This is a genomic window from Streptococcus sp. CF7_Ac1-8 (assembly GCF_024295435.1).
Classification (GTDB): domain Bacteria; phylum Bacillota; class Bacilli; order Lactobacillales; family Streptococcaceae; genus Streptococcus; species Streptococcus mitis_AP.
In genome coordinates this window covers 43,774-67,508 of record NZ_JANCPI010000006.1, presented here as the reverse complement: position 1 = coordinate 67,508, position 23,735 = coordinate 43,774, and the positions used below count along the sequence as shown (strand labels likewise).

Sequence of the window (23,735 nt, the reverse complement as noted above, 5' to 3'; positions counted from 1 at the left end):
TCACAAATCTGGAGTCAAAAAAAATCTTTGCCACGAAATCATGACAAAGATTCTAGTATCACTATGGATTGTCTCGGGAAGTATCTCCTCGTTGTGAATTACCTTGCGGATTTCCCTGTGTTGGAGTGGATTCTGCATCCCCTTGTTCGTTAGATTTCCGAGAAGAACTTGAGGACGAAGAAGAGGATGAGGATGAAGAAGTTGAAGAAGAATGAGTTTGTTTCGCTTTATAAATAGAAATTTTAACACGAGTGGTGTTTAAATCTACCTTTTCACCCGGTTTTGGACTTTGCTCTACAACAGTCCCCTCAGCTGTTCCTTCAGGAGCTATAGACACTTCTACAACTTCGATATTAGCTTTTTTAACTTCATATATCTGTGTAAGATTATTGACTGCAAATTCTCGGCTAGAACCAATATAACTTGGCATTGAAATAGAATTTACTTTTTTAGCAACAGTCAGAACTATTTGAGTTGCCTTGCTAAGATCGTAGGTTGTTCCTTCCGGTAAACTTTGTTTCATGATTGTACCGGCTTCAATCTCGTTGGATTCTTCTTCCTCAATCTTAATTAGATTTTCTGGAACCTTCTTACCTTTCAAATCTGCCACTACATCACTAGATTTTCTTCCAAGATAATTTCCGAGTTGGAAAGACTGCTGACCTGAAGACACAATCAAATTAATTTTTGTTCCTTCTTTACGTGCTGTACCAGCATCAGGATCGGTACGAATAACCCTACCTTCTTCAACCTTGTCACTGGCCTCTGCTTTTTCTTCACCAACCTCAAAATTGGCTTTTTTTAGAGCCTCTTTAGCCTCTGCAACCGTCTGACCTGCCACCTTTGGAACGGCAATGGTAGCGGGCGTTCTATATAAAATCCATACTAAAGATGCCACAACTAACAAGAAGGTCGCAAATAAAATTGGATAACGTGCTTTCATGCGACGGCGTTTGGTTGGCTTTGGACTAGGTACCGTTTTTTCTGTTTGATGAGGCTGGGGCTTAGGTTGAGGTCTTCCCTCTTGTACCGGAGCTTTAGGAATAGAAGTCAAGGTACTTTGTGGAACTTTAGGAAGAGTCTTGGTGTCCGTCTTAGTCGCATCGTCAAAGACCAGCTTTGGTTCATTACGACGATTATAAGACAAACTACTAGATAAATCCACATACATCTCAGCGACTGACTTGTAGCGATCTGTCAATTTCTTGGCAGTTGCCTTGATAACAACATTTTCTAAAGCCTGAGGTACAGATGGATTTTCAGCTATAACCGATGGCAAGGGCTTCTGGAAATGCTGGAGGGCAATGGTCACCGCACTATCCCCATCGTAAGGAATATGACCTGTCAGCATCTCATAGAAGATAATCCCCATAGCATAGATATCACTCTGCACAGTTGCTTTAGAACCACGCGCCTGCTCTGGAGACAAATAATGAACGGAACCTAGCATTGAGTTGGTCTGAGTCAGACTTGTCTCTGCAAAGGCTACTGCGATTCCAAAGTCTGTAACCTTGGCAGTCCCATCTGGTGTCAAAAGGATATTTTGCGGTTTTAAATCTCTGTGAACAATTCCTCGAGTATGAGCTAAGCGCATAGCCAAGAGGATTTGTCCCATGATTCGAATCGCTTCTTCATTTGAAAGAGGGTGATGTTCCTTGATATAGCGTTTGAGGTCTAACCCAGCAACATATTCCATTGCGAGATACTGTTGCCCCTCTTCTTCACCAATATCTGTAATCCGAACGATATGAGGATGGTCCAGATCCGCCATGGCTCTCGCTTCCCGCTGGAAACGCGCCACAGCAATCGGGTCTGTTTGGTAGTTAGTCCTCAGGACCTTCACTGCCACTTCTTCACCGTCCAAAATCAAATCCTTAGCCAAATAGACATCTGCCATGCCTCCTCGACCAATTTGTTTGATAATTCGATACCGCCCGGCAAAAATCTTGCCGATTTGGATCATTCTGTTGCCTCCTCATTAATAGCAATAAGGGCAACTGTGATATTGTCCAATCCACCAGCATTGTTGGCAAAACGGATCAAGGTTGCTGCCTTATCTGCCAAAGGAATATCGCTGGTTACAATATCATAGATTTCACTTCCTGAAATCATATTTGTTAATCCATCACTATTAAGTAGGAGATAGTCTCCCGGCTCAAGGGTAATCATTCCAAAATCAGGCTGAATTTCATCTTTTTGACCGATTGACTGGGTAATAATATTTTTCTGTGGGTGGCTAGCTGCTTCTTCAGGTGTCAATTGACCTGCCTTGAGCAATTCATTGACCAAGGAATGATCGCTCGTTAACTGGTGGTATTCTTCTCCACGAATCAAACCGATACGAGAATCTCCAATATGAGCATAGATAGCCTGATTGCCAATAATAGCAACAGCTTCTAGAGTTGTTCCCATTCCTTTATAGGCATCATCTTGTCCAAGTTGATGAATCTTTTGATTTTCAATTTCTAGGTAATGGGCGAACCATTCACGCACTTCATTGACTGTATCGATCTGGGTATCGACCCAAGCTATACCTAGGTCTGTTACCGCCATTTCACTAGCGATATTCCCTGCGCGATGACCTCCCATTCCATCAGCTAAAATAATCATGGTACGTCCAGCTCTATTGACATAGTGGTTGACATAGTCTTGGTTATTTGTTCGTTTCTGACCAACATCTGTTAATAATGAAATTTCCATGTGTCAGTTCCTTCCTAATCTGATATCTTGCGAAATCGACTGATGAAGAATCCATCACTTCCATACAATTCAGGTGTAATGAGGATACAGCCGTCTTTCATGATATCCTTACATTCATGTTCTAGTTTTACCTGCTCGAACTCGGGATGACTTTCTAAAAACGCCTCAACGACTTGAAAATTCTCCTCTGAGACAATAGTACAGGTACTATAAGTTATTATACCACCTTTGCGTAGTGTTTGACAAACACTACCTAATATTTCTAGCTGAATTTCCTGTAAGGACGCGAAATCTGCCGTTTCTTTATTGTATTTGATATCTGGTTTGCGACGCAAAAGACCGATTCCTGAACAAGGAGCATCTACTAAAATCTTGTCAAAGGAATTCTGACCAAAAAGCTCATGCACCTTTCTGGCATCCAATTTTTGAGTTTGAACCCGTTCTGCAACGCCTAGACGTTGGGCATTTTCTTGGATTAAGTCCAACTTGTGGTCATACAAGTCCAGAGCAGTAACCTGGCCTGTCGTGAGATAAGAAGCAATATGGGCTGTTTTCCCACCCGGAGCCGCACAAGCATCTAGAACCTGCTCATCACCTTGTAGATCAAGAGTTGGCGCAACCAATTGACTGGACTCGTCTTGAATAGTTATAGCACCTTCTGCAAACAAATCATGGCCTGCAAAGTGCCCTTGCTCCTTGACCAGACCAGAAACAGACAAAGGTGAATCACTAGCCTCTAACAAGGTTTTGATTTCTTCTTTTCGACCTAGGTCTGTTACACGAATACTGGCCTTGTTGCGCACCAAAAGGCTTTCAAAGATGGCTTGTGCTCGCTCTTCACCGTATTCTTCCTTGAGTTTGGAAACTAACCAAACTGGGAGAGAATAAGCAATGGAATCACGCTTGTTTTTTCGTTTGATGCTGGCAATATCTGGCCATCCTTCACGCAGGATACGGCGCAAGACAGCATTGACCAATTTTTCACTGCCTTTTTTACGGAATTTGGCTAATTCCACCGCTTCATTGACCACAGCATGGTCTGGAATTTTGTCCAAATAGCGGAGTTGGTAGGCACTCATAAGAAGCAGAACATAGAGCCAGCTGTCTAACTGGTCTCTGTCTTCGATAAAGTGAGATAGGTACCATTCCAGAGTCAGTTTGCGAGCTACTGTTCCATAGACCAGCTCTGTTACCAAGCCCTTGTCTGCTACTGAAAGCTGGCTTCCCTTGAGATGCTTATTTAAGGCAATATTTGAGTATGCTTGATTGATAAAGATATCCTCTAATACTGCTAGGGCTAAACTTCTAGCCGTTTCTACTTTAGTCACCAAATCGTTCTCCTACAGTCAATGTACGTCCAACTCCGTTAAGGAAGGAAGCAATATCCATCTTAGGTTTGCCTGCTGGCTGCACTTGTCTGAGAGACAAAGCTCCTTCTGCCGTTGCGACAATCAATTCTTTCTTGCCGATAGAGAGGATTTCACCTGGATTTCCCTGACCTTCTACTGGTAGGGCTTCATAAATCTTAAAGCGGTCTCCCTTGAGGAAAGTATGGGCCACAGGCCACGGGTTCATGCCACGGATTTGGTTGAAGAGTTGACGATTAGTTTTGTTCCAATCCAGTTTTTCTTCCTCTGGCTTAATATTTGGCGAGAAGGTAACCTGACTTGGATCTTGCGGTTCAGGTTTGATTTCCCCAGCAATATAGGCAGGCAAAGTGTCCAAAAGCAAGTCACGACCAACAAGAGCTAATTTCTCAAATAAGATACCGACATTATCCTCATCTGTGATAGGAATGCTGCGACGGGAAATCATATCTCCTGCATCCATTTCCTTGACCATTTCCATAATGGTCACACCAGCTTCCTCATCCCCTTGAATCAAGGCATAATGGATTGGCGCTCCACCACGATGTTTAGGAAGAAGAGAAGCATGAACATTGACCGCAAAGTCCATGCTATCAAGGAGTTTACTTGGAAGAAATTGCCCAAATGCAGCAGTCACAATTCCATCTGCTCCTAGCTGCATAATAGTTTCCATCTCTGGACTTCCAGATAGTTTTTCAGGTTGGTAGATAGGAAGTCCTGCCTCTTTGGCAGCTTGTTTAACTGGGGTTTCTTGGATAACTTTTTTACGCCCAACAGCACGGTCTGGCTGGGTCACAACGGCTAGAATCTCATAGCGGTCATCTGTCAAAAGCCCTTTTAAAACTGTTGCTGAAAAGTCGGGGGTCCCCATAAAGATTAATTTTGTCATATCTTCTCCTTCTTATAAAAATTGCTGTGGCTCATGATCAATGCTGAGACGGAGCTCACTATTTTCCCGTTCTTGAGTCAAGGCCAGAACCTGATTTAGAGTCGGCCCCAGCTCATCTTCTAAACGGTATTTAATCAAAATCTGGTAATGATAGAGGTTGTGGGTACGAGCAATGGGTTTGGGCGTCGGCCCAAGGATGTTACTGGTATCTGACAAGCCTGACCGCAAAATGTTCATAACTTCATAGGCACGTTTAACAACCTCTTCTTCTTTCTTATGAGAAAGGGTAATTCCAATGGTGAAATAGTAAGGTGGATAACCAAGTTGTCGTCTGATTCCCATTTCATAAGCATAAAAGCCTTCGTAGTCCTGATCCTTGGCAAATCGAATAGCATAGTGCTGCGGATTATAGGACTGAATCAAGACCTGACCAGCTTTTTCTGCTCGACCTGCTCGACCTGCCACCTGAGTCAAGAGCTGGAAGGTTCTCTCAGAAGAACGGAAATCAGGTAAATTCAAGGCCGTATCCGCATTGAGCACTCCGACCAAAGTCACATTGGGAAAATCCAATCCCTTGGCAATCATCTGAGTACCTAGTAAAATATCCGCTTCTCCTCGCCCAAACTGGTCAAGCAAAGCTTGGTGACTGCCTTTCTTTCGAGTCGTATCCACATCCATCCGCAAAATGCGGGCCTGAGGAAAAAGCTCTGCCAGCTCGTCATAAGCCTTCTGAGTTCCCGTCCCGTAGTAGCGAATACTGCGACTCTTACAGTTAGGACAGGTCTGAGGAATGTCCTTTAAAAAACCACAATAATGGCAGTTCATGGTCTTGGTATCCATGTGCAAGGTCAGGGAAATATCACAGTTAGGACAAGTATCCACCGTCCCACACTCTCGACACATAACAAAGCTAGAATAACCACGGCGATTGAGCATGAGAACCACCTGCTCTTTTTTAGCCAGACGGTCTTGGATAGCTTCTAGCAAAGGAGGAGTAAAGTTTGATGTCTCGTTTTGTCCAATATAGTCTCGAAAGTCAACCACTTGAACCTCAGGAATCCTAGCTAAAGGATTAGCTCGTTGGGTCAGACGCAAGTGTTGATAGACGCCCTTCCCAGCCCGAGCACGGCTCTCTAAGCTCGGCGTTGCAGACCCAAGCACCAGTGCCGCTTGATTATACTGAGCCCGTAAAATAGCAACCTCTCTAGCATGGTAACGAGGATTACTATCCTGCTTATAAGTTGCTTCATGCTCCTCATCGATAATCATAACACCCAGATTTTTCAGCGGAGCAAAGATGGCCGATCTAGCACCAACAACAACTTGGGCATCGCCACGTTCTACCTTGCGCCATTCATCATACTTTTCACCATTAGACAAACCTGAGTGAAGGATGGCCACTTTCTCACCAAATCGAGCAATAAAACGCTCCGTCATCTGTGGAGTCAGAGAAATCTCAGGTACCAGCAAAATAGCTGTCTTGCCCTTGTCCAAGGTCCCTTGGATAATCTGCAAGTAAATTTCTGTCTTCCCACTTCCTGTAATCCCTTGAAGGAGGAAGGGAGCCTGGTGACTACCAATCGCACTCACAACCGCATCACGCGCCTGTCTTTGTTCTGCATTCAATTCCAAAGGCTGACTTGCTTCAATCCCTTCAAAATAAGCAGCCGAGCGTTGCACTTCCTTTTGGACTATGGAAACAGCACCTTGTTCCACAAAGAAGTTAACTTGCTCCCGCGAGTAGGATTCTAACAAACTAGCCAAGGAAGCACTCTCAGGATGAGAAAGCAAATAGTCTCTCAGTTCTAACTTTTTCTTGGCGCGTGTAGAAATCTCTACACTTTCTAATTGAGCAAGATTCACCTCATACCAAGACTGGGTCTTGACCTTCTTTTGATCGACTGCCTGATACTCCAGACCAAGCAGGCCTTTTCTAGTCAAACGCATCATTTCAGCTTGCTTAGCTAAATCCAGAGAAGAAAAGGCAAGCGAATCTTCTGAACCAAACAAGCGCTCTCGATCTTCTTGACTCAGACCTGCCAGAGGATAGAGAATCTTGTCATAGCTGGAGTTCAGAAATCCTGGCAACATAGCCTTGAGGATGGAGATCTTGTAGGAGAAGACGGACTTGCGTAACTCCTCAGCCAGCCAGAGTTGTTCTTGCGTGAGAACAGGAGAAAAATCCAATACCTCAGCAATATCTTTTAAGTCTTGTTCTGTCTCTTCTTCATCTGATTGAGACTCCAAATCAAGAACAATCCCTTGAATCAGGCGATTACCCTTACCAAAGGGCACATGTACCCGCATTCCAACTTCCAACATTCCCTCAAATTCCGCAGGAATTCTATAACTATAGGGCTGGTCCGTCTGCATCAAAGGCACATCCACGATAATCTTGGCTATAGACATCTTCTCACCTCCTCCTTGTCAGTACATTCTTGCAATAGAAAAAATAAGATTGAGTCCCCCCAACCTTAAATTTTTTCACCATCTTCTTTTTCTTTAGCGATTTGCTCTTTGATTTTCTTTTCTTCTTCTTCTTTGCGGCGTTTTTCTTCTTCGATACGGCGACGCACTGCTTCACGTTTTCCTTCTGGATCTGGGTGAATTGTAACGTTTCCTGATTCGATTTCTTCTAAAGCGCGAAGAGTTGATTTTTCAGACTTGAAACCTTGAGTTGCCGGCGCACCTGCTTCCAATTCGTGGGCACGTTTTGCTTCCAAGATTACGAGTGAATATTTTGATGGAACCTTGTCGAGCAAGGTATCAATAGAGGGTTTTAACATCATTTGCTTGTACCTATTTTCTAAATTTTATCGGGTAGTTGGAGATTTTGGTAACATCTCCTGATAGTGACCAATGACACGATCCACACGGAAGTGCTCTGCTTCGATAACACGTTTGACACGCTCAGCAGCTAGGGGCACCTGATCGTTGACAATCGCGTAATCATACTCTCGCATAAGAGCAATTTCTTCCTTGGCTTTTTCGATTCGTTGGGCAATCACTTCTGCACTGTCGGTTCCACGTCCTACCAAACGATCTTGCAATTCATCCAAATCTGGTGGTGTCAGGAAGATAAAGACAGCATCTGGAACCTTTTTCTTGACCTGAAGAGCGCCCTGAACTTCAATTTCAAGGAAAACATCGATTCCCTTGTCCAAGGTTTCATTGACATAGGTCAGGGGAGTTCCATAGTAGTTGCCGACATATTCTGCATATTCCAACATCTGTCCTTGACGAATCAGCTCTTCAAACTCTTCGCGAGTACGGAAGAAATAGTCAACACCGTCCACTTCTCCAGGACGTTGTGCGCGTGTCGTCATCGATACAGAGTATTGAAATTGGTTTTCAGAACTCTCAAAAATCTCTCTTCTAACCGTTCCTTTTCCAACCCCTGAAGGACCAGAAAAAACGATTAGTAAGCCTCGGTCTGCCATTGTGTCTCCTTTTAGTCAGTCTGTGAAATAACATTTCTCTAGAATAATGGCAAAAAGCCAGATTATCCTTTACAGTCTTTCTATCTAGTGTAACAAAAAAGCAGTAATTTTTCAACTGCTCTTTCTTATTTATTTGGCATAATCTACTGCACGAAGCTCGCGAATCACGGTTACCTTGATATTTCCTGGGTAATCGAGATTGTTTTCAATTTTCTCACGAACTTTATGAGCCAAGATTGTGACTTTGTCGTCCTTGATTTGTCCTGGATTGACCATGATACGGATTTCACGTCCTGCTTGAAGGGCAAAGCTATTTTGTACCCCTTCAAAGCCGTTCGCAATTTCTTCCAAATCATGAAGACGCTTGATGTAGCTTTCAAGAGACTCACTACGAGCACCTGGACGTGCCGCACTCAAGGCATCTGCTGCAGCAACGATTACTGCAATCACGCTTTCAGCTTCGACATCACCGTGGTGACTAGCAATCGTATTGACAACAACTGGGTGTTCCTTGTACTTACGTGCCAATTCCGTACCGATTTCAACGTGGCTACCTTCAACCTCACGGTCAATGGCTTTCCCGATATCGTGAAGGAAGCCAGCACGACGAGCAAGAGCCGCATTTTCACCAAGCTCACTAGCCATAATACCAGCCAACTTAGCAACCTCAATCGAATGACGCAAGACATTTTGTCCATAAGAGGTACGGAACTGCAAACGCCCCATAATCTTCATCAAGTCTGGATGGAGGTTCGGCGCACCGATCTCATAGGCAGCGGCCTCACCGTATTCACGGATCTTATTGTCAATCTCTTGACGGTTTTTCTCAACCAACTCTTCGATACGAGCCGGATGAATACGACCATCTTTGAGCAACATTTCCATAGTCATACGGGCAATCTCGCGACGAATCGGGTCAAAACCTGACAAGGTCACCACTTCTGGTGTATCGTCGATAATCACATCGACCCCTGTCAAACTTTCAAAGGTACGAATGTTACGACCTTCACGACCAATAATGCGTCCCTTCATAGTATCGTCTGGCAGATGAACTGTTGAGTTAGTTGACTCTGCTACATATTCACCAGCGATACGTTGCATAGCTTGAACCAGGATGTCCTTGGCCATTTTATCAGAACGTTCCTTGACCTCTTGCTCAGCCTCACGAATACGACTGGCAATCTCCTTGGTCAAGTTTTCCTCTGTCTGTGCTAAGATAATATCTCGTGCTTCTGCCTGAGACAGAGCACCAATACGCTCTAGCTCTGCTTCTTTTTGTCTTTCGACTTCCTCTAATTGCTCTTCACGCGCATCAAGGTTTTTCGCTCTATCAGAAATACTTTGTTCTTTTTGTTCAAGTGTTTGTTCTTTACTCGTCAAATTGTCGTCCTTACGATCAAGGCTAGCAGCTCTCTCTGTCAAACGACTTTCGATTTGTTTGAGTTCTTGACGTTCTGATTTGAATTCAGCGTCCACTTCTTCACGGTATTTTCTGGCTTCTTCTTTGGCCTCCAATAGTGCTTCTTTTTTAAGAGACTTGCTTTCACGTTTAGCTTCATTAACAAGTAAATCCGCTTCACGCTCAGCTTGTCCACGTAAATTAGTTGCTTCTTGTTCAGCATTTAAAAGCATCAACTCTGCAGCTTCCTGAGATGATTTCATCTTGGCTGAGATGCTGACATATCCAATGACTAAACCAATGATGACGGCAAAAACAGCAATCGCAAGCGACATGATTTCCATGTTTTTACCTCATTTTATTGTTATTCCGAATGACATACATTCTTTTACATTCTACCATAAAAAAGTGATTTTCACAAACCTAAAATAGAATATGTTTTGAGGAATTTAGGACAAAATTACTAAAATAAAATTGTTGTTTAAAAAGCCTACTTTTCAGTAGACTTAGTAATGATCTTTAAAGGACAAGAAAGCCACGCTATCTCCATCCATCATATAAATCAAGCGATTTTCTGCATCAATACGACGTGACCAAGCTCCTTGGTAGTCATACTTGAGTGGTTCTGGTTTACCAATTCCTGTAAACGGATCGCGTTGAATATCCTTGATTAGCATGTTGATTCTTTTTAGGGTTTTCTTATCCTGAGTTTGCCAGTAGCAATAATCTGCCCACGCATCTTCTGTAAACTTGAGTAGCATTCATCACTCCTCAATAACATGGACTTGAGTGCTTCCAGCACGAACTTGATCCATTCCTCGCAAAACCTTGTCTGATAACTCCTTATTTTGAGCGATTCTCAGTGTTTCCTGAATACTGTCCCATTCGCTCTTTGAAAGAACTACAATGTCCTCATCTGGATTTTTATTAACTACCGTCAAAGGCTCAAATTCATCGTTTACCTTCTTCATATAGTCTTTTAAATGATTTCGGAACGTTGAGTAAAGAACTGCTTCCATAGCCATACCTCGTTTTACCTCTTTTCCACTATTATACACGAAAAGAAAGAAATTGTCAGGAACTTGTACAAGATTTTCTTTTTCTATCTATTTATACTCAATGAAAATCAAAGAGCAAACTAGGAAACTAGCCGCAGGCTGTACTTGAGTACGGCAAGGCGACGTTGACGTGGTTTGAATTTGATTTTCGAAGAGTATTATTCGTAAAAAATCTCAAAAAGCCTACCTTTCAGTAGACTTAGTTTGATTCTATTCTAATGGGTACTCTGCCGAAATTCTGCTCTGCTATACTTGGATTTCCTAGTTGGTAAATTCTATCTGCCTTTTGAGTCATATCATCCCAAGGTTCTTTTCCAATTCGGCTGACTAGACTGACCTGACCTTTCAAAGACTTGAGATGTTGCCTGCCTTTTTCAGTAAATCCAAGGACATGAATCCCTTCTGGCAAGTCGCTTTCTCTAGCCTGCACCAAGATATAAGTCAAGAGGCGTCTGACACGCGCCTTAGTATACCGCTTGGTGCCAACCGCCTCGGCCAATTCTTCTACAGACTGGGCCGTCTTGATCGCATCTTTAATGCGCACTGCCATTTCTTGATTGACCTGATAGATAGTGGTTAGGTCTGGATTGGACAAGATTTGATAGCGTAGCAAGGGAAAATAGTCATCCCAGCTCACCTTACTGTTTTGCTCAAAGAGGGCAACAGATGGAATAAAGCGTTCTAAGAAATCTTTGTCCCTCTGGTGCTGACGGAGGGCTGTCGCCGAGGCAAAGTCCACATCCTTATCCACAGAATGGTAACCTGCTCCCTGACGCTGAATCGGATGGAGTTTGATGTTGCATCCCGCAACTGCCTTGGCATAGGCAAGAGCAAGAACATGATTGGGAGTATTGCCTGAAAAATCAAGACCTGCAAATTCCTTCCACATAGCTTGGGTTTTCTGGGGATAAGAGAGAGAATCAGGTAGATTTTCCACAAATTTCTCCATCTCAGCACCTTTCTCTGTGTATAAGTCAGCGATTTTCTGGTAATCCAGAACTTCCTCTGTCCCAAAGGCTAGAGTATCAATGCCTAACAGGGCCAAGATATCCACAGCTCCTTTACCAAAGAAATCCGCCGCCTGAACACTGACTAAAAAGGGTAATTCCACTACCAAGTCTGCGCCATTTTCAAGCGCCATCTGAGCCCGTACCCACTTATCTATAATCGCTGGTTCTCCACGTTGCATGAAATTTCCACTCATGGCAACAATTTTTAGCCCATCCGCCTGATCTAGCAGGTATTTGTGCCCATTATGAAAAGGATTAAACTCCGCGATAATACCTGTGATGGTCATGCTAATCTCCTACTTCTGCGCGACAAAAAACCAACGGGTGCTAGTTTCTGTTGGCTCCTTGTCTTCAAAGTCCGCATAGAGTTTGAAGGACTTAAAACCAGCCTGTTCCAACAAAATATCATAGGTCAAGACTTCATAGGTCCGCTCCTCATGCACTTCATCGTGGCGACTAAAGGAACCATCCGCTTCCTTGATAAAGAAGGTCAACTCATGCACGATGGAGTGAGGTGCTTCGTCCTCGTAGGTATCCCAGAGCATGGCGAAATCTTCCGCATTTTCATGGTAGGAATAGCCTGGAAAAACCTCATCCGTCTGGTAAGTCGAATGCACATCAAAGATGAAAACTCCATCTTCATTAAGAGCATTATAGACTTCCTTAAAAACGTCCCCTACTTCCACTTCATCCTGCATGTAGCAGATTGAGTCCGAATAACAAGTGACAAAATCATATTGACCTGCCTTGGACAAATCCAGCATATTTCCTTCAATGAAATCAATCTTTTGCTTGGCTGAAGCAGCTCTCTTTTCGGCAATTTTCAACATATCAGCACTCAAGTCCAGTCCAGTCACATCAAAACCAGCCTGAGAGAAGCGCACCGATTGAATTCCTGTTCCACAAGCCAGTTCCAAGAGTTTCTTTCTCTCCTTGGTCTTAGGCAAATGACGCAGCGAAAAATCCGTCCATTTATCGTATAAACTATCATCCATCACAACATCGTAAACAGCCGCAAAGGTTTCATAAGTTGCCATAATCATGATACCAAGAGCCTCAATGGCAAACACCAGTAGCCCTCACCTTTCTATCCATTTTCTTCTAAAATAAGCAAAGAAACCCAGTTGACTACAACTGAGTTTATCTCCTATGCTAAGGCTTCTGAAATATCTACAGAATCCGCCTCATGCCAGAGTTTTTCTAGGTTATAGTGGGCACGCATTTCTTCTGAGAAGATATGCACAACAACCCCACCGAGGTCCAGCAATACCCAGCCTCCAGTTGCATCGCCTTCGACATGGCTTCCTTTAAAACCTGCTTCCGCTACTTTTTCACGGATATTGTCAGCGATAGCGTCCAACTGACGGCTATTCATTGAGCTAGTGATCACAAAGTAGTCTGTCACGCTGGTCAAATCTTGTACATCAAGTGCGAGGATATCCTCCGCACGTTTCTCATCAGCCGCTTTCACGACTAGTTCTAGTAATTCTTTTTCGTTCATTTAGTCCTCTTTTTAGAAAATATGTTTGTAGTCTAGGACATCTGCAAAGCGCTCCTCCCAAATGTCCTCATAAAATTCATTTATCGTTGCTGCTGGAATGTCATCCCCATCAAAGGTTGTGACAGCACCTTCTGGAATAATCAGCTTATAGCCATATTCAAAGGCAACCTTGACAGAGGTATCCACACAATATTCTGTCTGCATGCCACATAAAACTAATTTTTCAATCCCCTGTTTATCCAAGTATTCTTTTAAGCCAGTTTCTTTGAAAATACTATTATACTTCTTCTGAAAGACCTTTTCATCAGGTTTTCGATTTAAAAGCGCAGATAACTGCCAATCTTCTGATGTTTGGGCTTCAGGATTCTCAATATGTTGAACATAGATAATTTCGATATTCTTACTTCTAGCATGGTTTTGTAAATAAGAAATTTTTTCCAATAGACTATTTGTCTGAAAACCGGTTTCCACTAAAATATTCTGAACATCAATGATTATAAAAGCCGTCTTCATTTAGTCCTCTTTCAAATAGTGCACAAAGGCGTTATAGGTTTCAAGGGTTTGGGGATAGATGGGGAATCCCTGATGAGCTAGATGCTCCACGGTACGAGCTGTTTCGTAGGCCACCGCCTTATTGAGCGATAGACTTGCAATCTCACGCGCCACATTTACTCCAGGAAAGGCTCGATTGTGCTCGATATAGTCTGCGACATAGATGACCTTATCAAGATCTGTCATCTGATCCGCCCCAACTGTATGGATTTCAATGGCTCGCAGAATTTCTGAATCATGCAAATCCAAATCTTCTTGAATCTTGTAAATCCCAACCATACCATGCCATACATTATTACCCCAGTTTTTGAGGTCAGGGTCTAGCTGATATCGGTCAATCAAGTCTAGAAATTCCTGATTTGACAGCTTTTTAGCATAGTCATGAAGAAGGCCGGCTAGTCCTGCTTTCTCAGTATCGACCCCAAATCGCTGAGCCAGTTCTATGGCTGCACGCTCCACACCCAAGCAATGGGTTAAGCGTTTTTCAGGCAGAAGCTCTGCCATTTTTTCCAACAAAGCCTCACGGGAGCAGTTGATATAGTCTTGATAGGCCATCAGTAAAGCCCCTCCTTCTCGATGTAGTCTAGCACAGGCTGAGGCAGGAGAAAATTGGGTTTCCGACCTTGGGCAAGGAAGTCACGCACCATGCTGGACGAGATATCCATGAGAGGCACATCCACCCAGATAACTGGGTAAGAAGTCCCAGCCTTGTAGCGTGGGCGCTGAACTCCCACAAACTGAACCATATCTACCAGTTCATCAATTCGGTACCACTTAGGCAGATAGTCCACCATATCGGCACCGATGATAAAGTAATAATCCGTATCTGGATTCTTCTCTGTTAAAATCTTCATGGTGTCGTAGGTGTAGGAAATTCCCTTGCGCTCCAACTCAATAGTTTCAATGGCCAGACCTTCAATCCCCTCAATCGCCAACTCAAGCATCTTGAGACGATGGTGTTCAGGGATGGTTTCCTTTTTATCTACATGAGGAGGTTGGTATTCAGGCATGAGCAGAACCTGGTCCAGCCCCAACTGTTGTCTTACTTGATCCGCAACAATCAGATGGGCATTGTGAACAGGGTTAAAATTCCCCCCTAAAATCCCGACTTGTTTGCGTTTTTTCTCCTTGATTTCTGGCTCCAACTCTACCTTGGTAAAGGGAGTCAATAGTTCGATTGCCATAGGCTAGTCTCCTTTATTTCTCTGTAAAAACAGTTATTTGGAGTAGATTTCCTAGATTTCTTTGACTTTTTTAGAAATCTTGCGATTTTCTTTCTTGCTGGATTGTTTAAACAAAATCAAGATGCGTCCGATTTTTTGGACTGTATCCACACCGATTTCTTCTTCCAAAATTTCAGCTACTTCGTGGATATTTTCATCTGTGTTTTGCAAAAGAGTAACCTTGATCAATTCGCGTGCATCAAGAGCTTGGCGAACGCTGGTTTTAATTTGGTCGTTGAGTCCATTTTTCCCGATTTGGATGATGGGTTTTAGGGTGTGTGCCTGACTGTTGAGGAAGGCACGTTGTTTTGATGTTAATGACATAATTTTCTTCCTTGTTTTTTGATAGTTATTTTAGGTGGTGGGGGACGGTCGGAACTAATTTTCCAAAGATTTCATCTTTGAAAAATGGATTTCCTGACCTCACAATTGAGCCTTGGTCTCAATTGTGCCCCTTGCCAATCTATCGATTGGCAAAACACCACGGCAATAACTATCGCTGTGTGAGCTCACTTTGTTCGCTCAGTGATTTTATTTTAAATAATTGCTTTTCGTGTGACGACTGCGACGCCTTCTGGTGCCCAAACGGCGACTTTGGCTGTGCCTGTTACGCGGATCCAGCCTAGGCCTGAAATCACTAGGTCGGTCTTGTCCTTGATGTTAAATACATGTTGGACTAGTTTTGGGAAATCTTCTTTTTCCTTGCTATTTGGTGGTGTCAGAAGGGTTCCTACATGCTTGTCATAGAAAGCACTAGCTCCTTCTAGCTTGGTTCGGTGGAGTTTGAGTTCATTGTCAAAGAAAGCTGTAAATCCTTGCTTTTCACCTTCAATGAAGTCAAAGCGTCCGAGACCGCCTAGAAACAGGGTTTGTTCAGGATTGAGCTGATAGGTTTTAGGCTTGATTTCCTTTTTAGGGCTGACATACTTAAGGTTTTTAGCAGTCAAATAATGGGCCATCTGATGACGGTGGATGATCCCCGGCGTATCGTAGATATAAGAACCGTCGTCAAGCGGAATCTCAATTTTGTCCAAGGTTGTCCCTGGGAAGCGCGAAGTCGTGATGACATTCTGATCACCCGTGATTTCTTGAATGATGGCATTGATGAGGGTTGATTTTCCAACGTTTGTCACGCCAACAACATAGACATCACGGCCCTTACGGTAGTGTTCGATTTTGTCAATGACTTCCTTAATAGCATGTTTATTTTGTGCTGAAGTTAGAACGACATCGATTGGACGAAGACCTTCTTCGTGGGCACGTTCCATGAGCCACTGGCTAATCTTGCCCGGTTTAACAGACTTGGGTAGAATATCTTTTTTATTTCCCACTAAGAGGACATCATTACCCGATACAAAACGTGGTAAGCCTGGGATGACAGAGCCATTAAAGTCAAAGATATCAATGACATTGACCACCAAGGCATCACTGTCTCCCACCTCGTGCAAGAGCTTGAGGAAATCATCGTCCGTCAACTTGACATCCGTGATTTCATTGTAGTGGCGGAGACGGAAACAGCGTTGGCAATAGACTTCGCCAGTCTCCAAACCTTTTTCGAGTGCCGACTGGGGAGTAAATCCAAGACCAGCCTTGTCTGTCGTCTGAATGGTTGCTCCACAACCAATACAGAGAATTTCTTCCATAATTAAATTCCTTTTTTATATGTAATCGGTCCGTACTTTTCAGTGATTTTTCGCATGACACGACGCTCACGAGCTCGGTTAATCTGCGTCTTGATCGAGTCATGTTGGACCAAGGGTTTGACTAAAATCGAGCGAATGCCAGCACGGTGGGCTGCTCGAATATCTGTCATAAGCTGATCTCCAACCATGACTACTTCACTTTTCTCATAGTGAAATTCCTTCATGGCACGATCAATCCCAAATGTGAAGGGCTTCAGAGCCCAATAAACGTAGTCAATCCCAAACTTCTCAACTGCTCGTTGGACGCGTTTTTTAGTGTTATTTGAGACTACGATAATGCGAATGCCTGCGTCCCGAAGATCATGTAGCCATTGCTTCATCTCTGGCGTCCCATCAGGGTTGTTCCAAGCAATGAGGGTATTATCCAAATCGACCAAAACAGCCTTGATTCCCTGCGCCTGCAGGCTTGGAACTGTCAGATCATAGACTGCTTCCACAGCAAAATCTGGCATGTAATTTTCAATCGCCATTCTGGCTCCTTTTCTTAACTTTTTTTCGCAATTTTCCTTAGTAACAATGACAGGATAATCCACAATCCTGCACTGGCTAAACTGATGTAGAGCCAAGCATGGGGCTCATCTGTTAAAGGTAGGGGAACATTCATTCCGAAAAAGCCTGTCACGACTGCCAAAACCGCTAGCAAGACTGAAATGATGGTCAAGGTTGTCAAATTATCATTCAGATTGTTGTTTAGGATGTTGTTGTAAGATGCTGATAGTTGTTGGAGAACCTGAGAAATCAAGTCTGTCATGGATACCAATTGATGAGCCTCAATCATAGCATCATCAAACTGTTCTCTCTCAATCTCGTTAAAACTGCGATAGAGGGCATGCCCTTGAATATGCTCCAGCAACATGCGATTTTGCTTTGCAGCCGCAGTGAGGTAAACCATACCAGTCTCCAAGTCGGAAAGGGCAAAGAGGTTTTTCTTGGTCGTCCTCTGGCGCAAGAGGCCATTGACTTCATCCTTACTCTTGTCCATCTGCTCGATGACAGGATAGTAGGCATTGCTGATGATTTCCAGACTAGCAAAGAGAAACTTGTAAATCGAAAGCGTGTCATGACTCTCCAGATAACGGGTCATCTGTTCAATGACATAAGCGTTCTTGGTATTACTAATGGTAATCAGGCGACGATGTTCCACGATAAAGGTCATGGGAAAGGCTTCGTAGTAGGCCTTATCCTTTTTCAAGTTCAAAACATTGTAGATAAAGGTCACAGCCCCATTTTCACGGTGATAATCCATGTGGGCACGCTCATTTCTATCCAGCGCATATTCGATGGTTTCCTTGTCCAAACCGTAGATTTCAGAAAGGTCCTCTAGTTTTTTCAACTTGTCCAAATCTAGGTTAATCCAGGTACAACCATTGCCCAACTGTTTTTCTAAAAACATCTTCTCTCCTTTACCAAACTCTTTCTATTGTACCATAAATCTGCTAAAATTTCAGGCCTAGTCTGTACGAGAGAAATTGCTGACAACGGTGATATTCCGATTGGGAACGAAGTGTAGAACCTGGTCTTCTCCTCTGAGTTGCGTTGTTCGAATGCCGACGCTGACGACCTTGCCCGATACAGTAATAGGACCATTTGTCAAAACGACCTCATCTCCCACATCCAGTTGACGTTCAAAGAGGATGAAAAAGCCATTGATGACATCAGACAGAAAACCTTGGGCTCCCATCCCAATAGCCACCCCAGCAATCCCAGCCCCTGCCAGCAAACTAGAAACTGGCAAACCTAAAATCGACAAAATGCAGTAAAGTAAAAAGAAATAAAGGGTATAATTAAACACATTTTCTAACAGACGTGAGATGGTTTTCTGACGCCCGACATCATGACGAGACATTTTTAGAGAAGGTTTAACAATTCTCTGCACCATGGTATGGAGCATTTTTTTAGCTATGTAGAAGAGTAAAAATAGGAATAACAGAGAAATTATCTTGGTCAAGATATTCTCGATAATCGTTGTAACATCAAGCTTATTGAGGTAGGTTTGAAAAAATTCTTGCATAGAAAACTCCTTTCTTTTATTATACCATACTTTCACAAGTGATGAATCTCCATAAATATTCAAAAATAACAGCAAAAATAGACAGAAAATTCTTGATTTTAGTTCATATTTATACTATAATCATAAACATTACACAACTAAGGAGGTTGTTATGAAAAAAATCATTCATGCTTGGAATAAAGCAAGCCTAATCAAACGGATTTTGGTGGGTATGCTTGTTGGAGGAATTCTAGGACTGACACTTCCTAACATTTCAGGAATTGGTCTACTCGGAGATCTCTTTGTTGGCGGTCTAAAAGCTATCGCACCTATTCTAGTCTTTGCTCTCGTTGCTAACGCCCTTTCCCAACATCAAAAGGGACAAGATAGCAACATGAAAACGGTTATCTTCCTTTACTTGGTAGGAACCTTTGCAGCGGCACTTGTTGCTGTCTTAGCAAGTTTCATCGTCCCTATTGAGATTGCCTTGAATAGTGCCAATACAGAAATTACACCACCAGATGGGATTGGACAAGTCCTCAGCAACCTCTTGCTCAAACTGGTTGACAATCCAGTCAATGCCCTCATTACTGCCAACTACATCGGTATCCTATCATGGGCAGTTATTTTCGGGATTGCTATGAGAGAGGCCAGCAAAAACAGTAAAGAATTGCTGAAAACTATGGCTGATGTAACTTCTAAGATTGTCGAATGGATCATCAACCTAGCTCCATTTGGAATCCTTGGCCTTGTCTTCAAAACCATCTCTGATAAGGGAATCGGCAGTCTAGCCAACTACGGAATCTTGCTTGCCCTCTTGGTGACAACTATGTTCTTTGTAGCCTTAGTAGTCAATCCACTAATTGCCTTCCTCTTTATGAAGAGAAACCCTTATCCCCTCGTTTGGAAATGTTTGCGTGTCAGCGGTGTAACAGCCTTCTTCACTCGTAGTTCTGCTGCTAATATCCCTGTCAACATGAAACTATGCCATGACCTCGGACTGGATCCAGATACCTATTCAGTTTCTATCCCACTTGGATCTACTATCAATATGGCCGGGGCAGCGATTACTATTAACGTTCTAACCCTTGCTGCAGTAAATACTTTGGGAATCCCTGTTGACTTTGCGACAGCCTTTATCCTTAGTGTAGTTGCCGCAATCTCAGCCTGTGGTGCTTCTGGTATTGCGGGAGGTTCCCTCCTTCTTATCCCAGTTGCTTGTAGCCTTTTCGGTATTTCTAACGATATTGCCATGCAAGTTGTTGGGGTTGGATTTGTGATTGGGGTCATCCAAGACTCATGTGAAACAGCCCTTAACTCTTCTACTGACGTCCTCTTTACTGCTGTTGCCGAATACGCAGCAGCCCGTAAAAAATAACTCATAAAGACAAGCCTGCTCAGGTCTTGTCTTTTCCGCTTTTATTATAACTTACTAGGAAATCCTTATGTCTATTAGCCAACGTACGACTAAGCTCATCTTAGCTACCTGTCTTGCCTGCCTTCTTGCTTATTTTCTCAATCTCTCCTCAGCAGTTTCAGCTGGAATCATCGCCCTCTTAAGCCTATCTGATACACGTAGAAGTACTTTAAAACTGGCCCGCAATCGGCTCTTTTCCATGCTTCTGGCTCTGGCTATCGGGGTTTTGGTTTTTCACTTGAGCGGATTTCATATCTGGAGCCTTGGCCTCTATCTGGCTCTTTATGTTCCCCTAGCCTACAAGATGGGCTGGGAAATTGGCATCACACCAAGCACGGTTTTGGTTAGCCACCTCTTGGTACAAGAGTCAACCTCTCCAGACCTTCTAGTCAATGAACTCCTTCTCTTTGCTATCGGTACAGGATTTGCCTTGCTTGTTAATCTCTATATGCCTTCACGAGAAGAGGAAATCCAGCACTACCACACATTGGTAGAAGAAAAGTTAAAAGATATTCTCCAGCGCTTCAAATATTATTTATCCAGAGGGGATGGACGCAACCGAGCACAGTTGGTTGAAGAATTGGACACCCTTTTGGAAGAAGCCCTCAGACTGGTCTATTTGGATCACTCAGACCACCTCTTTCACCAGACCGATTACCATATTCACTACTTTGAGATGAGACAGCGACAAAGTCGCATCCTGCGAAATATGGCCCAGCAAATCAACACCTGTCACCTAGCTGCCAGTGAGAGCCTGATTTTGGCCCAACTCTTTTCAAAAATTGCAGGTCAACTGAGCCAGACCAATCCTGCTTCTGATTTGCTAGATGAAATTGAACGTTATCTGGAAGTCTTCCGGAACCGCAGTCTGCCTAAGACCAGAGAAGAGTTTGAAACCCGCGCCACTCTTCTTCAACTCCTACGTGAAGCAAAAACCTTCATACAAGTAAAAGTTGACTTTTACCAAAAATATGGACAGTAAAAAAGAAAACTTCAGACCAATCACAAAAGGTGAGTATCTGAAGTTTTCTTTTATTTGTAAGTTAGCACCATAAAGGTTAATAGTAAAATGAATAAGGTCTAATATTCAACATCTTTTTATAGAGGGCTAAGGTAAAACCCCACATACTTTGCTGTCTTATTATCCACGACACTAATTTTTACAAATCAATTTCATTTACCACACATAGTTAGTAAGACAGTTAGCTAGACCTCTCACTACCAGTTACAACGGAAAAGCCCACGAATCGATATTATTCGTAAAACTTTACTAGTGGAGTACCTAGCCAAGTTCCATAGAAACTTGGCATTAGTTCCTTAGATTGTTATACAATCAAATAAATTTACTGAACTACTACACGGAGTTTGGGAAACCGATTCCATTTGCCAAACGAAGTTAGTAAAACAGTTACCGCTTCCTTCCCATTACGACGGAAAAATCCACGAATCGATACCATTCGTGGATTTTTCCTAGTGAAGCGTTTAGGTAAGCCGCCATAGCGGTTACCGTCAAATGACAGCAACTTTATGTTGCTAGTCAGTTGTAACGATTTACATCTTCTCCTCTAACTCTACATCTGGATACTTGTCCGCAAACCAGCGTAGGGCAAAGTCATTTTCAAAGAGGAAGACTGGTTGGTCGAAACGGTCTTTGGCCAAGATATTTCGGCTTGATGACATCCGTTCATCCAAGTCCTCGGGCTTGATCCAACGAACGGTCTTTTTACCCATTGGGCTCATGACTACTTCCGCATTGTACTCGCCTTCCATACGGTGCTTAAAGACTTCAAACTGGAGTTGACCTACCGCTCCCAGCATGTACTCACCTGTTTGGTAATTCTTATAAAGCTGAATAGCACCTTCTTGCACCAATTGCTCAATCCCCTTGTGGAAGGATTTTTGCTTCATGACATTCTTAGCAGAAACTTTCATGAAAATTTCAGGTGTAAAGGTTGGGAGTGGTTCAAACTCAAACTTGTTTTTTCCAACTGTCAAGGTATCCCCAACTTGATAAGTACCTGTATCGTAAACCCCGATGATATCTCCAGCTACGGCATTGGTCACATTCTCACGACTTTCCGCCATAAACTGGGTAACATTCGACAGTTTAGCCCCCTTACCAGTACGAGGCAGGTTGACACTCATGCCACGCTCAAATTCGCCTGATACGATACGGACAAAGGCGATACGGTCACGGTGACGAGGGTCCATGTTGGCTTGGATTTTAAAGACAAAGCCTGAGAAATCCTTGTCGTAAGGATCCACAATTTCTCCGTCTGTTTTCTTGTGTCCATGTGGTTCTGGAGCAAACTTGAGGAAGGTTTCAAGGAAGGTCTGCACACCAAAGTTTGTCAAAGCTGAACCGAAGAAGACAGGTGTCAATTCTCCAGCCAGAATAGCTTCCTCTGAAAACTCATTCCCAGCTTCATTTAAAAGTTCAATATCATCTTTAACTTGCTCGTAGAAAGGATTACTTCCAAAAAGCTTGTCCCCATCTTCCAGACTAGCGAAACGCTCATCTCCTTTATAGAGTTCCAAGCGTTGGTTATAGAGGTCATACAAACCCTCAAAGGCTTTCCCCATCCCAATCGGCCAGTTCATCGGGTAGCTAGCAATGCCTAAAACTTCTTCCAATTCTTGCAAGAGATCCAGTGGCTCACGACCGTCACGGTCAAGCTTGTTCATAAAGGTAAAGACTGGAATACCACGATGTTTGACAACTTCAAATAATTTCTTAGTTTGGGCCTCGATACCCTTGGCAGAGTCCACCACCATGACAGCAGCATCCACCGCCATCAAGGTCCGATAGGTATCTTCTGAGAAGTCCTCGTGCCCTGGTGTGTCTAGGATATTGACGCGCTTACCATCGTAGTCAAACTGCATAACAGATGAAGTAACCGAAATTCCACGTTGTTTCTCGATATCCATCCAGTCAGACTTGGCAAAAGTTCCTGTTTTCTTCCCTTTTACCGTACCAGCCTCACGAATCTCGCCCCCAAAATAGAGCAACTGCTCAGTGATGGTTGTTTTCCCCGCGTCCGGGTGAGAGATGATGGCAAAAGTACGGCGTTTCTTAATTTCTTCTTGAATGTTCATAAGTTCTCTTTCTTTGATTCTCTATTTTTCTTGTTTCAATAGCTAAGAATGATTTTTACATTGGATTGTACCATTCCTTTCAACACTCCATTATATCGGATTTTAGCATTTTTTTCAATTTCTATTTTATGTTAGAGACTCCCCCTGTAATTTATTAGCGACTGGTATTCGACACACATTATTTGATATCTGAGTGGTTGCTTCAAACATGGGATAACAAGACATTACACACATTACTCATACATATGGTCGCTTAATTGAAAAGAAAGAAAAATAAATGTGCTTAGAGAATTATTAAGTAAATCATTTTTTCTACAAAAGATTAACTAAAACTGACCAAATATAATGTATTGAATCTAGAATAGTACGTCATGATTGCTAAAACATTTC

25 protein-coding genes are annotated in these 23,735 nt (G+C 43.0%); 2 read left to right on the top strand and 23 right to left on the bottom strand.

Annotated features, from left to right (window positions below; genetic code table 11):
• Positions 1-61: 61 nt before the first annotated feature.
• The 21 genes from pknB to NMM26_RS04320 all read right to left on the bottom strand — a co-directional run bounded on the left by pknB (position 62) and on the right by NMM26_RS04320 (position 18,853).
• On the bottom strand, positions 62-1,963 hold the full coding sequence (pknB, locus tag NMM26_RS04420; protein ID WP_254753861.1) for a Stk1 family PASTA domain-containing Ser/Thr kinase: 1,902 nt from the start codon (positions 1,961-1,963) through the stop codon (positions 62-64).
• Positions 1,960-2,700 (bottom strand): Stp1/IreP family PP2C-type Ser/Thr phosphatase, encoded by a 741-nt coding sequence (locus tag NMM26_RS04415; protein WP_254753860.1) that lies wholly within the window; start codon positions 2,698-2,700, stop codon positions 1,960-1,962. The genes pknB and NMM26_RS04415 overlap by 4 nt, the downstream gene beginning before the upstream one ends.
• 14 nt (positions 2,701-2,714) lie before the next feature.
• On the bottom strand, positions 2,715-4,028 hold the full coding sequence (rsmB, locus tag NMM26_RS04410) for a 16S rRNA (cytosine(967)-C(5))-methyltransferase RsmB (protein WP_049540991.1): 1,314 nt from the start codon (positions 4,026-4,028) through the stop codon (positions 2,715-2,717).
• The gene (gene fmt, locus NMM26_RS04405; protein ID WP_049540956.1) at positions 4,021-4,956 is read right to left on the bottom strand and encodes a methionyl-tRNA formyltransferase; all 936 of its coding nucleotides are present in this window, start codon (positions 4,954-4,956) and stop codon (positions 4,021-4,023) included. Before fmt ends, rsmB begins: the two co-directional genes overlap by 8 nt.
• Positions 4,957-4,968: 12 nt before the next feature.
• Entirely contained in the window at positions 4,969-7,365 is a 2,397-nt protein-coding gene (locus NMM26_RS04400) for a primosomal protein N' (RefSeq protein ID WP_254753859.1), read from the bottom strand.
• A 65-nt stretch (positions 7,366-7,430) separates the two neighbouring features.
• The gene (gene rpoZ / locus NMM26_RS04395; RefSeq protein ID WP_000979235.1) at positions 7,431-7,745 is read right to left on the bottom strand and encodes a DNA-directed RNA polymerase subunit omega; all 315 of its coding nucleotides are present in this window, start codon (positions 7,743-7,745) and stop codon (positions 7,431-7,433) included.
• A 24-nt stretch (positions 7,746-7,769) separates the two neighbouring features.
• Positions 7,770-8,396 carry a guanylate kinase gene (gene gmk, locus NMM26_RS04390; protein ID WP_000775041.1) on the bottom strand — a complete coding sequence of 209 codons (627 nt, stop codon included), beginning with the start codon at positions 8,394-8,396 and terminating at the stop codon, positions 7,770-7,772.
• Positions 8,397-8,525: 129 nt separating this feature from the next.
• Complete coding sequence (locus NMM26_RS04385; RefSeq protein ID WP_000404931.1) at positions 8,526-10,139, bottom strand: ribonuclease Y; 1,614 nt, start codon at positions 10,137-10,139, stop codon at positions 8,526-8,528.
• A 162-nt stretch (positions 10,140-10,301) separates the two neighbouring features.
• Positions 10,302-10,556: a Txe/YoeB family addiction module toxin gene (locus NMM26_RS04380; RefSeq protein WP_000924733.1), complete on the bottom strand. Its 255-nt coding sequence runs from the start codon at positions 10,554-10,556 to the stop codon at positions 10,302-10,304.
• 3 nt (positions 10,557-10,559) lie between these two features.
• Positions 10,560-10,814: a type II toxin-antitoxin system Phd/YefM family antitoxin gene (locus NMM26_RS04375; protein WP_254753891.1), complete on the bottom strand. Its 255-nt coding sequence runs from the start codon at positions 10,812-10,814 to the stop codon at positions 10,560-10,562.
• A gap of 238 nt (positions 10,815-11,052) precedes the next feature.
• Positions 11,053-12,150, bottom strand: a complete 1,098-nt coding sequence (locus NMM26_RS04370; RefSeq protein ID WP_254753858.1) for a nucleotidyltransferase — start codon at positions 12,148-12,150, stop codon at positions 11,053-11,055.
• A 9-nt stretch (positions 12,151-12,159) separates the two neighbouring features.
• Positions 12,160-12,900 (bottom strand): class I SAM-dependent methyltransferase, encoded by a 741-nt coding sequence (locus tag NMM26_RS04365; protein ID WP_025171446.1) that lies wholly within the window; start codon positions 12,898-12,900, stop codon positions 12,160-12,162.
• Between the two features lie 110 nt (positions 12,901-13,010).
• Positions 13,011-13,364 carry a ribosome silencing factor gene (gene rsfS, locus NMM26_RS04360; RefSeq protein WP_254753857.1) on the bottom strand — a complete coding sequence of 118 codons (354 nt, stop codon included), beginning with the start codon at positions 13,362-13,364 and terminating at the stop codon, positions 13,011-13,013.
• 12 nt (positions 13,365-13,376) lie between these two features.
• Positions 13,377-13,877 carry a cysteine hydrolase family protein gene (locus NMM26_RS04355; protein ID WP_000844699.1) on the bottom strand — a complete coding sequence of 167 codons (501 nt, stop codon included), beginning with the start codon at positions 13,875-13,877 and terminating at the stop codon, positions 13,377-13,379.
• Positions 13,878-14,471, bottom strand: a complete 594-nt coding sequence (gene yqeK / locus NMM26_RS04350) for a bis(5'-nucleosyl)-tetraphosphatase (symmetrical) YqeK (RefSeq protein ID WP_000331227.1) — start codon at positions 14,469-14,471, stop codon at positions 13,878-13,880.
• Positions 14,471-15,100, bottom strand: a complete 630-nt coding sequence (locus NMM26_RS04345) for a nicotinate-nucleotide adenylyltransferase (RefSeq protein WP_000963705.1) — start codon at positions 15,098-15,100, stop codon at positions 14,471-14,473. Before NMM26_RS04345 ends, yqeK begins: the two co-directional genes overlap by 1 nt.
• 51 nt (positions 15,101-15,151) lie before the next feature.
• Positions 15,152-15,463, bottom strand: a complete 312-nt coding sequence (gene yhbY, locus NMM26_RS04340; RefSeq protein WP_000060169.1) for a ribosome assembly RNA-binding protein YhbY — start codon at positions 15,461-15,463, stop codon at positions 15,152-15,154.
• A 212-nt stretch (positions 15,464-15,675) separates the two neighbouring features.
• Positions 15,676-16,782: a ribosome biogenesis GTPase YqeH gene (gene yqeH, locus NMM26_RS04335; protein ID WP_000391178.1), complete on the bottom strand. Its 1,107-nt coding sequence runs from the start codon at positions 16,780-16,782 to the stop codon at positions 15,676-15,678.
• Positions 16,783-16,784: 2 nt separating this feature from the next.
• Positions 16,785-17,312, bottom strand: a complete 528-nt coding sequence (locus tag NMM26_RS04330; protein ID WP_000963748.1) for a YqeG family HAD IIIA-type phosphatase — start codon at positions 17,310-17,312, stop codon at positions 16,785-16,787.
• Between the two features lie 14 nt (positions 17,313-17,326).
• Positions 17,327-18,235 (bottom strand): magnesium transporter CorA family protein, encoded by a 909-nt coding sequence (locus tag NMM26_RS04325; RefSeq protein ID WP_000478240.1) that lies wholly within the window; start codon positions 18,233-18,235, stop codon positions 17,327-17,329.
• A gap of 57 nt (positions 18,236-18,292) precedes the next feature.
• On the bottom strand, positions 18,293-18,853 hold the full coding sequence (locus tag NMM26_RS04320) for a mechanosensitive ion channel family protein (protein WP_001154840.1): 561 nt from the start codon (positions 18,851-18,853) through the stop codon (positions 18,293-18,295).
• 151 nt (positions 18,854-19,004) lie between these two features.
• On the opposite strand from NMM26_RS04320, the gene sstT reads away from it, so the two are divergent.
• Positions 19,005-20,210, top strand: a complete 1,206-nt coding sequence (gene sstT / locus NMM26_RS04315; RefSeq protein ID WP_000720164.1) for a serine/threonine transporter SstT — start codon at positions 19,005-19,007, stop codon at positions 20,208-20,210.
• A 67-nt stretch (positions 20,211-20,277) separates the two neighbouring features.
• Positions 20,278-21,231, top strand: a complete 954-nt coding sequence (locus tag NMM26_RS04310; RefSeq protein WP_000028185.1) for an aromatic acid exporter family protein — start codon at positions 20,278-20,280, stop codon at positions 21,229-21,231.
• Between the two features lie 361 nt (positions 21,232-21,592).
• Here the strand turns inward: NMM26_RS04310 and NMM26_RS04305 are convergent, their stop codons facing one another.
• Together NMM26_RS04305 and NMM26_RS04300 are read right to left on the bottom strand one after the other, a co-directional pair.
• Positions 21,593-21,772, bottom strand: a complete 180-nt coding sequence (locus NMM26_RS04305; protein ID WP_141562906.1) for a hypothetical protein — start codon at positions 21,770-21,772, stop codon at positions 21,593-21,595.
• Positions 21,773-21,800: 28 nt separating this feature from the next.
• The gene (locus NMM26_RS04300) at positions 21,801-23,345 is read right to left on the bottom strand and encodes a peptide chain release factor 3 (protein ID WP_001025437.1); all 1,545 of its coding nucleotides are present in this window, start codon (positions 23,343-23,345) and stop codon (positions 21,801-21,803) included.
• Between the last annotated feature and the right edge of the window lie 390 nt (positions 23,346-23,735).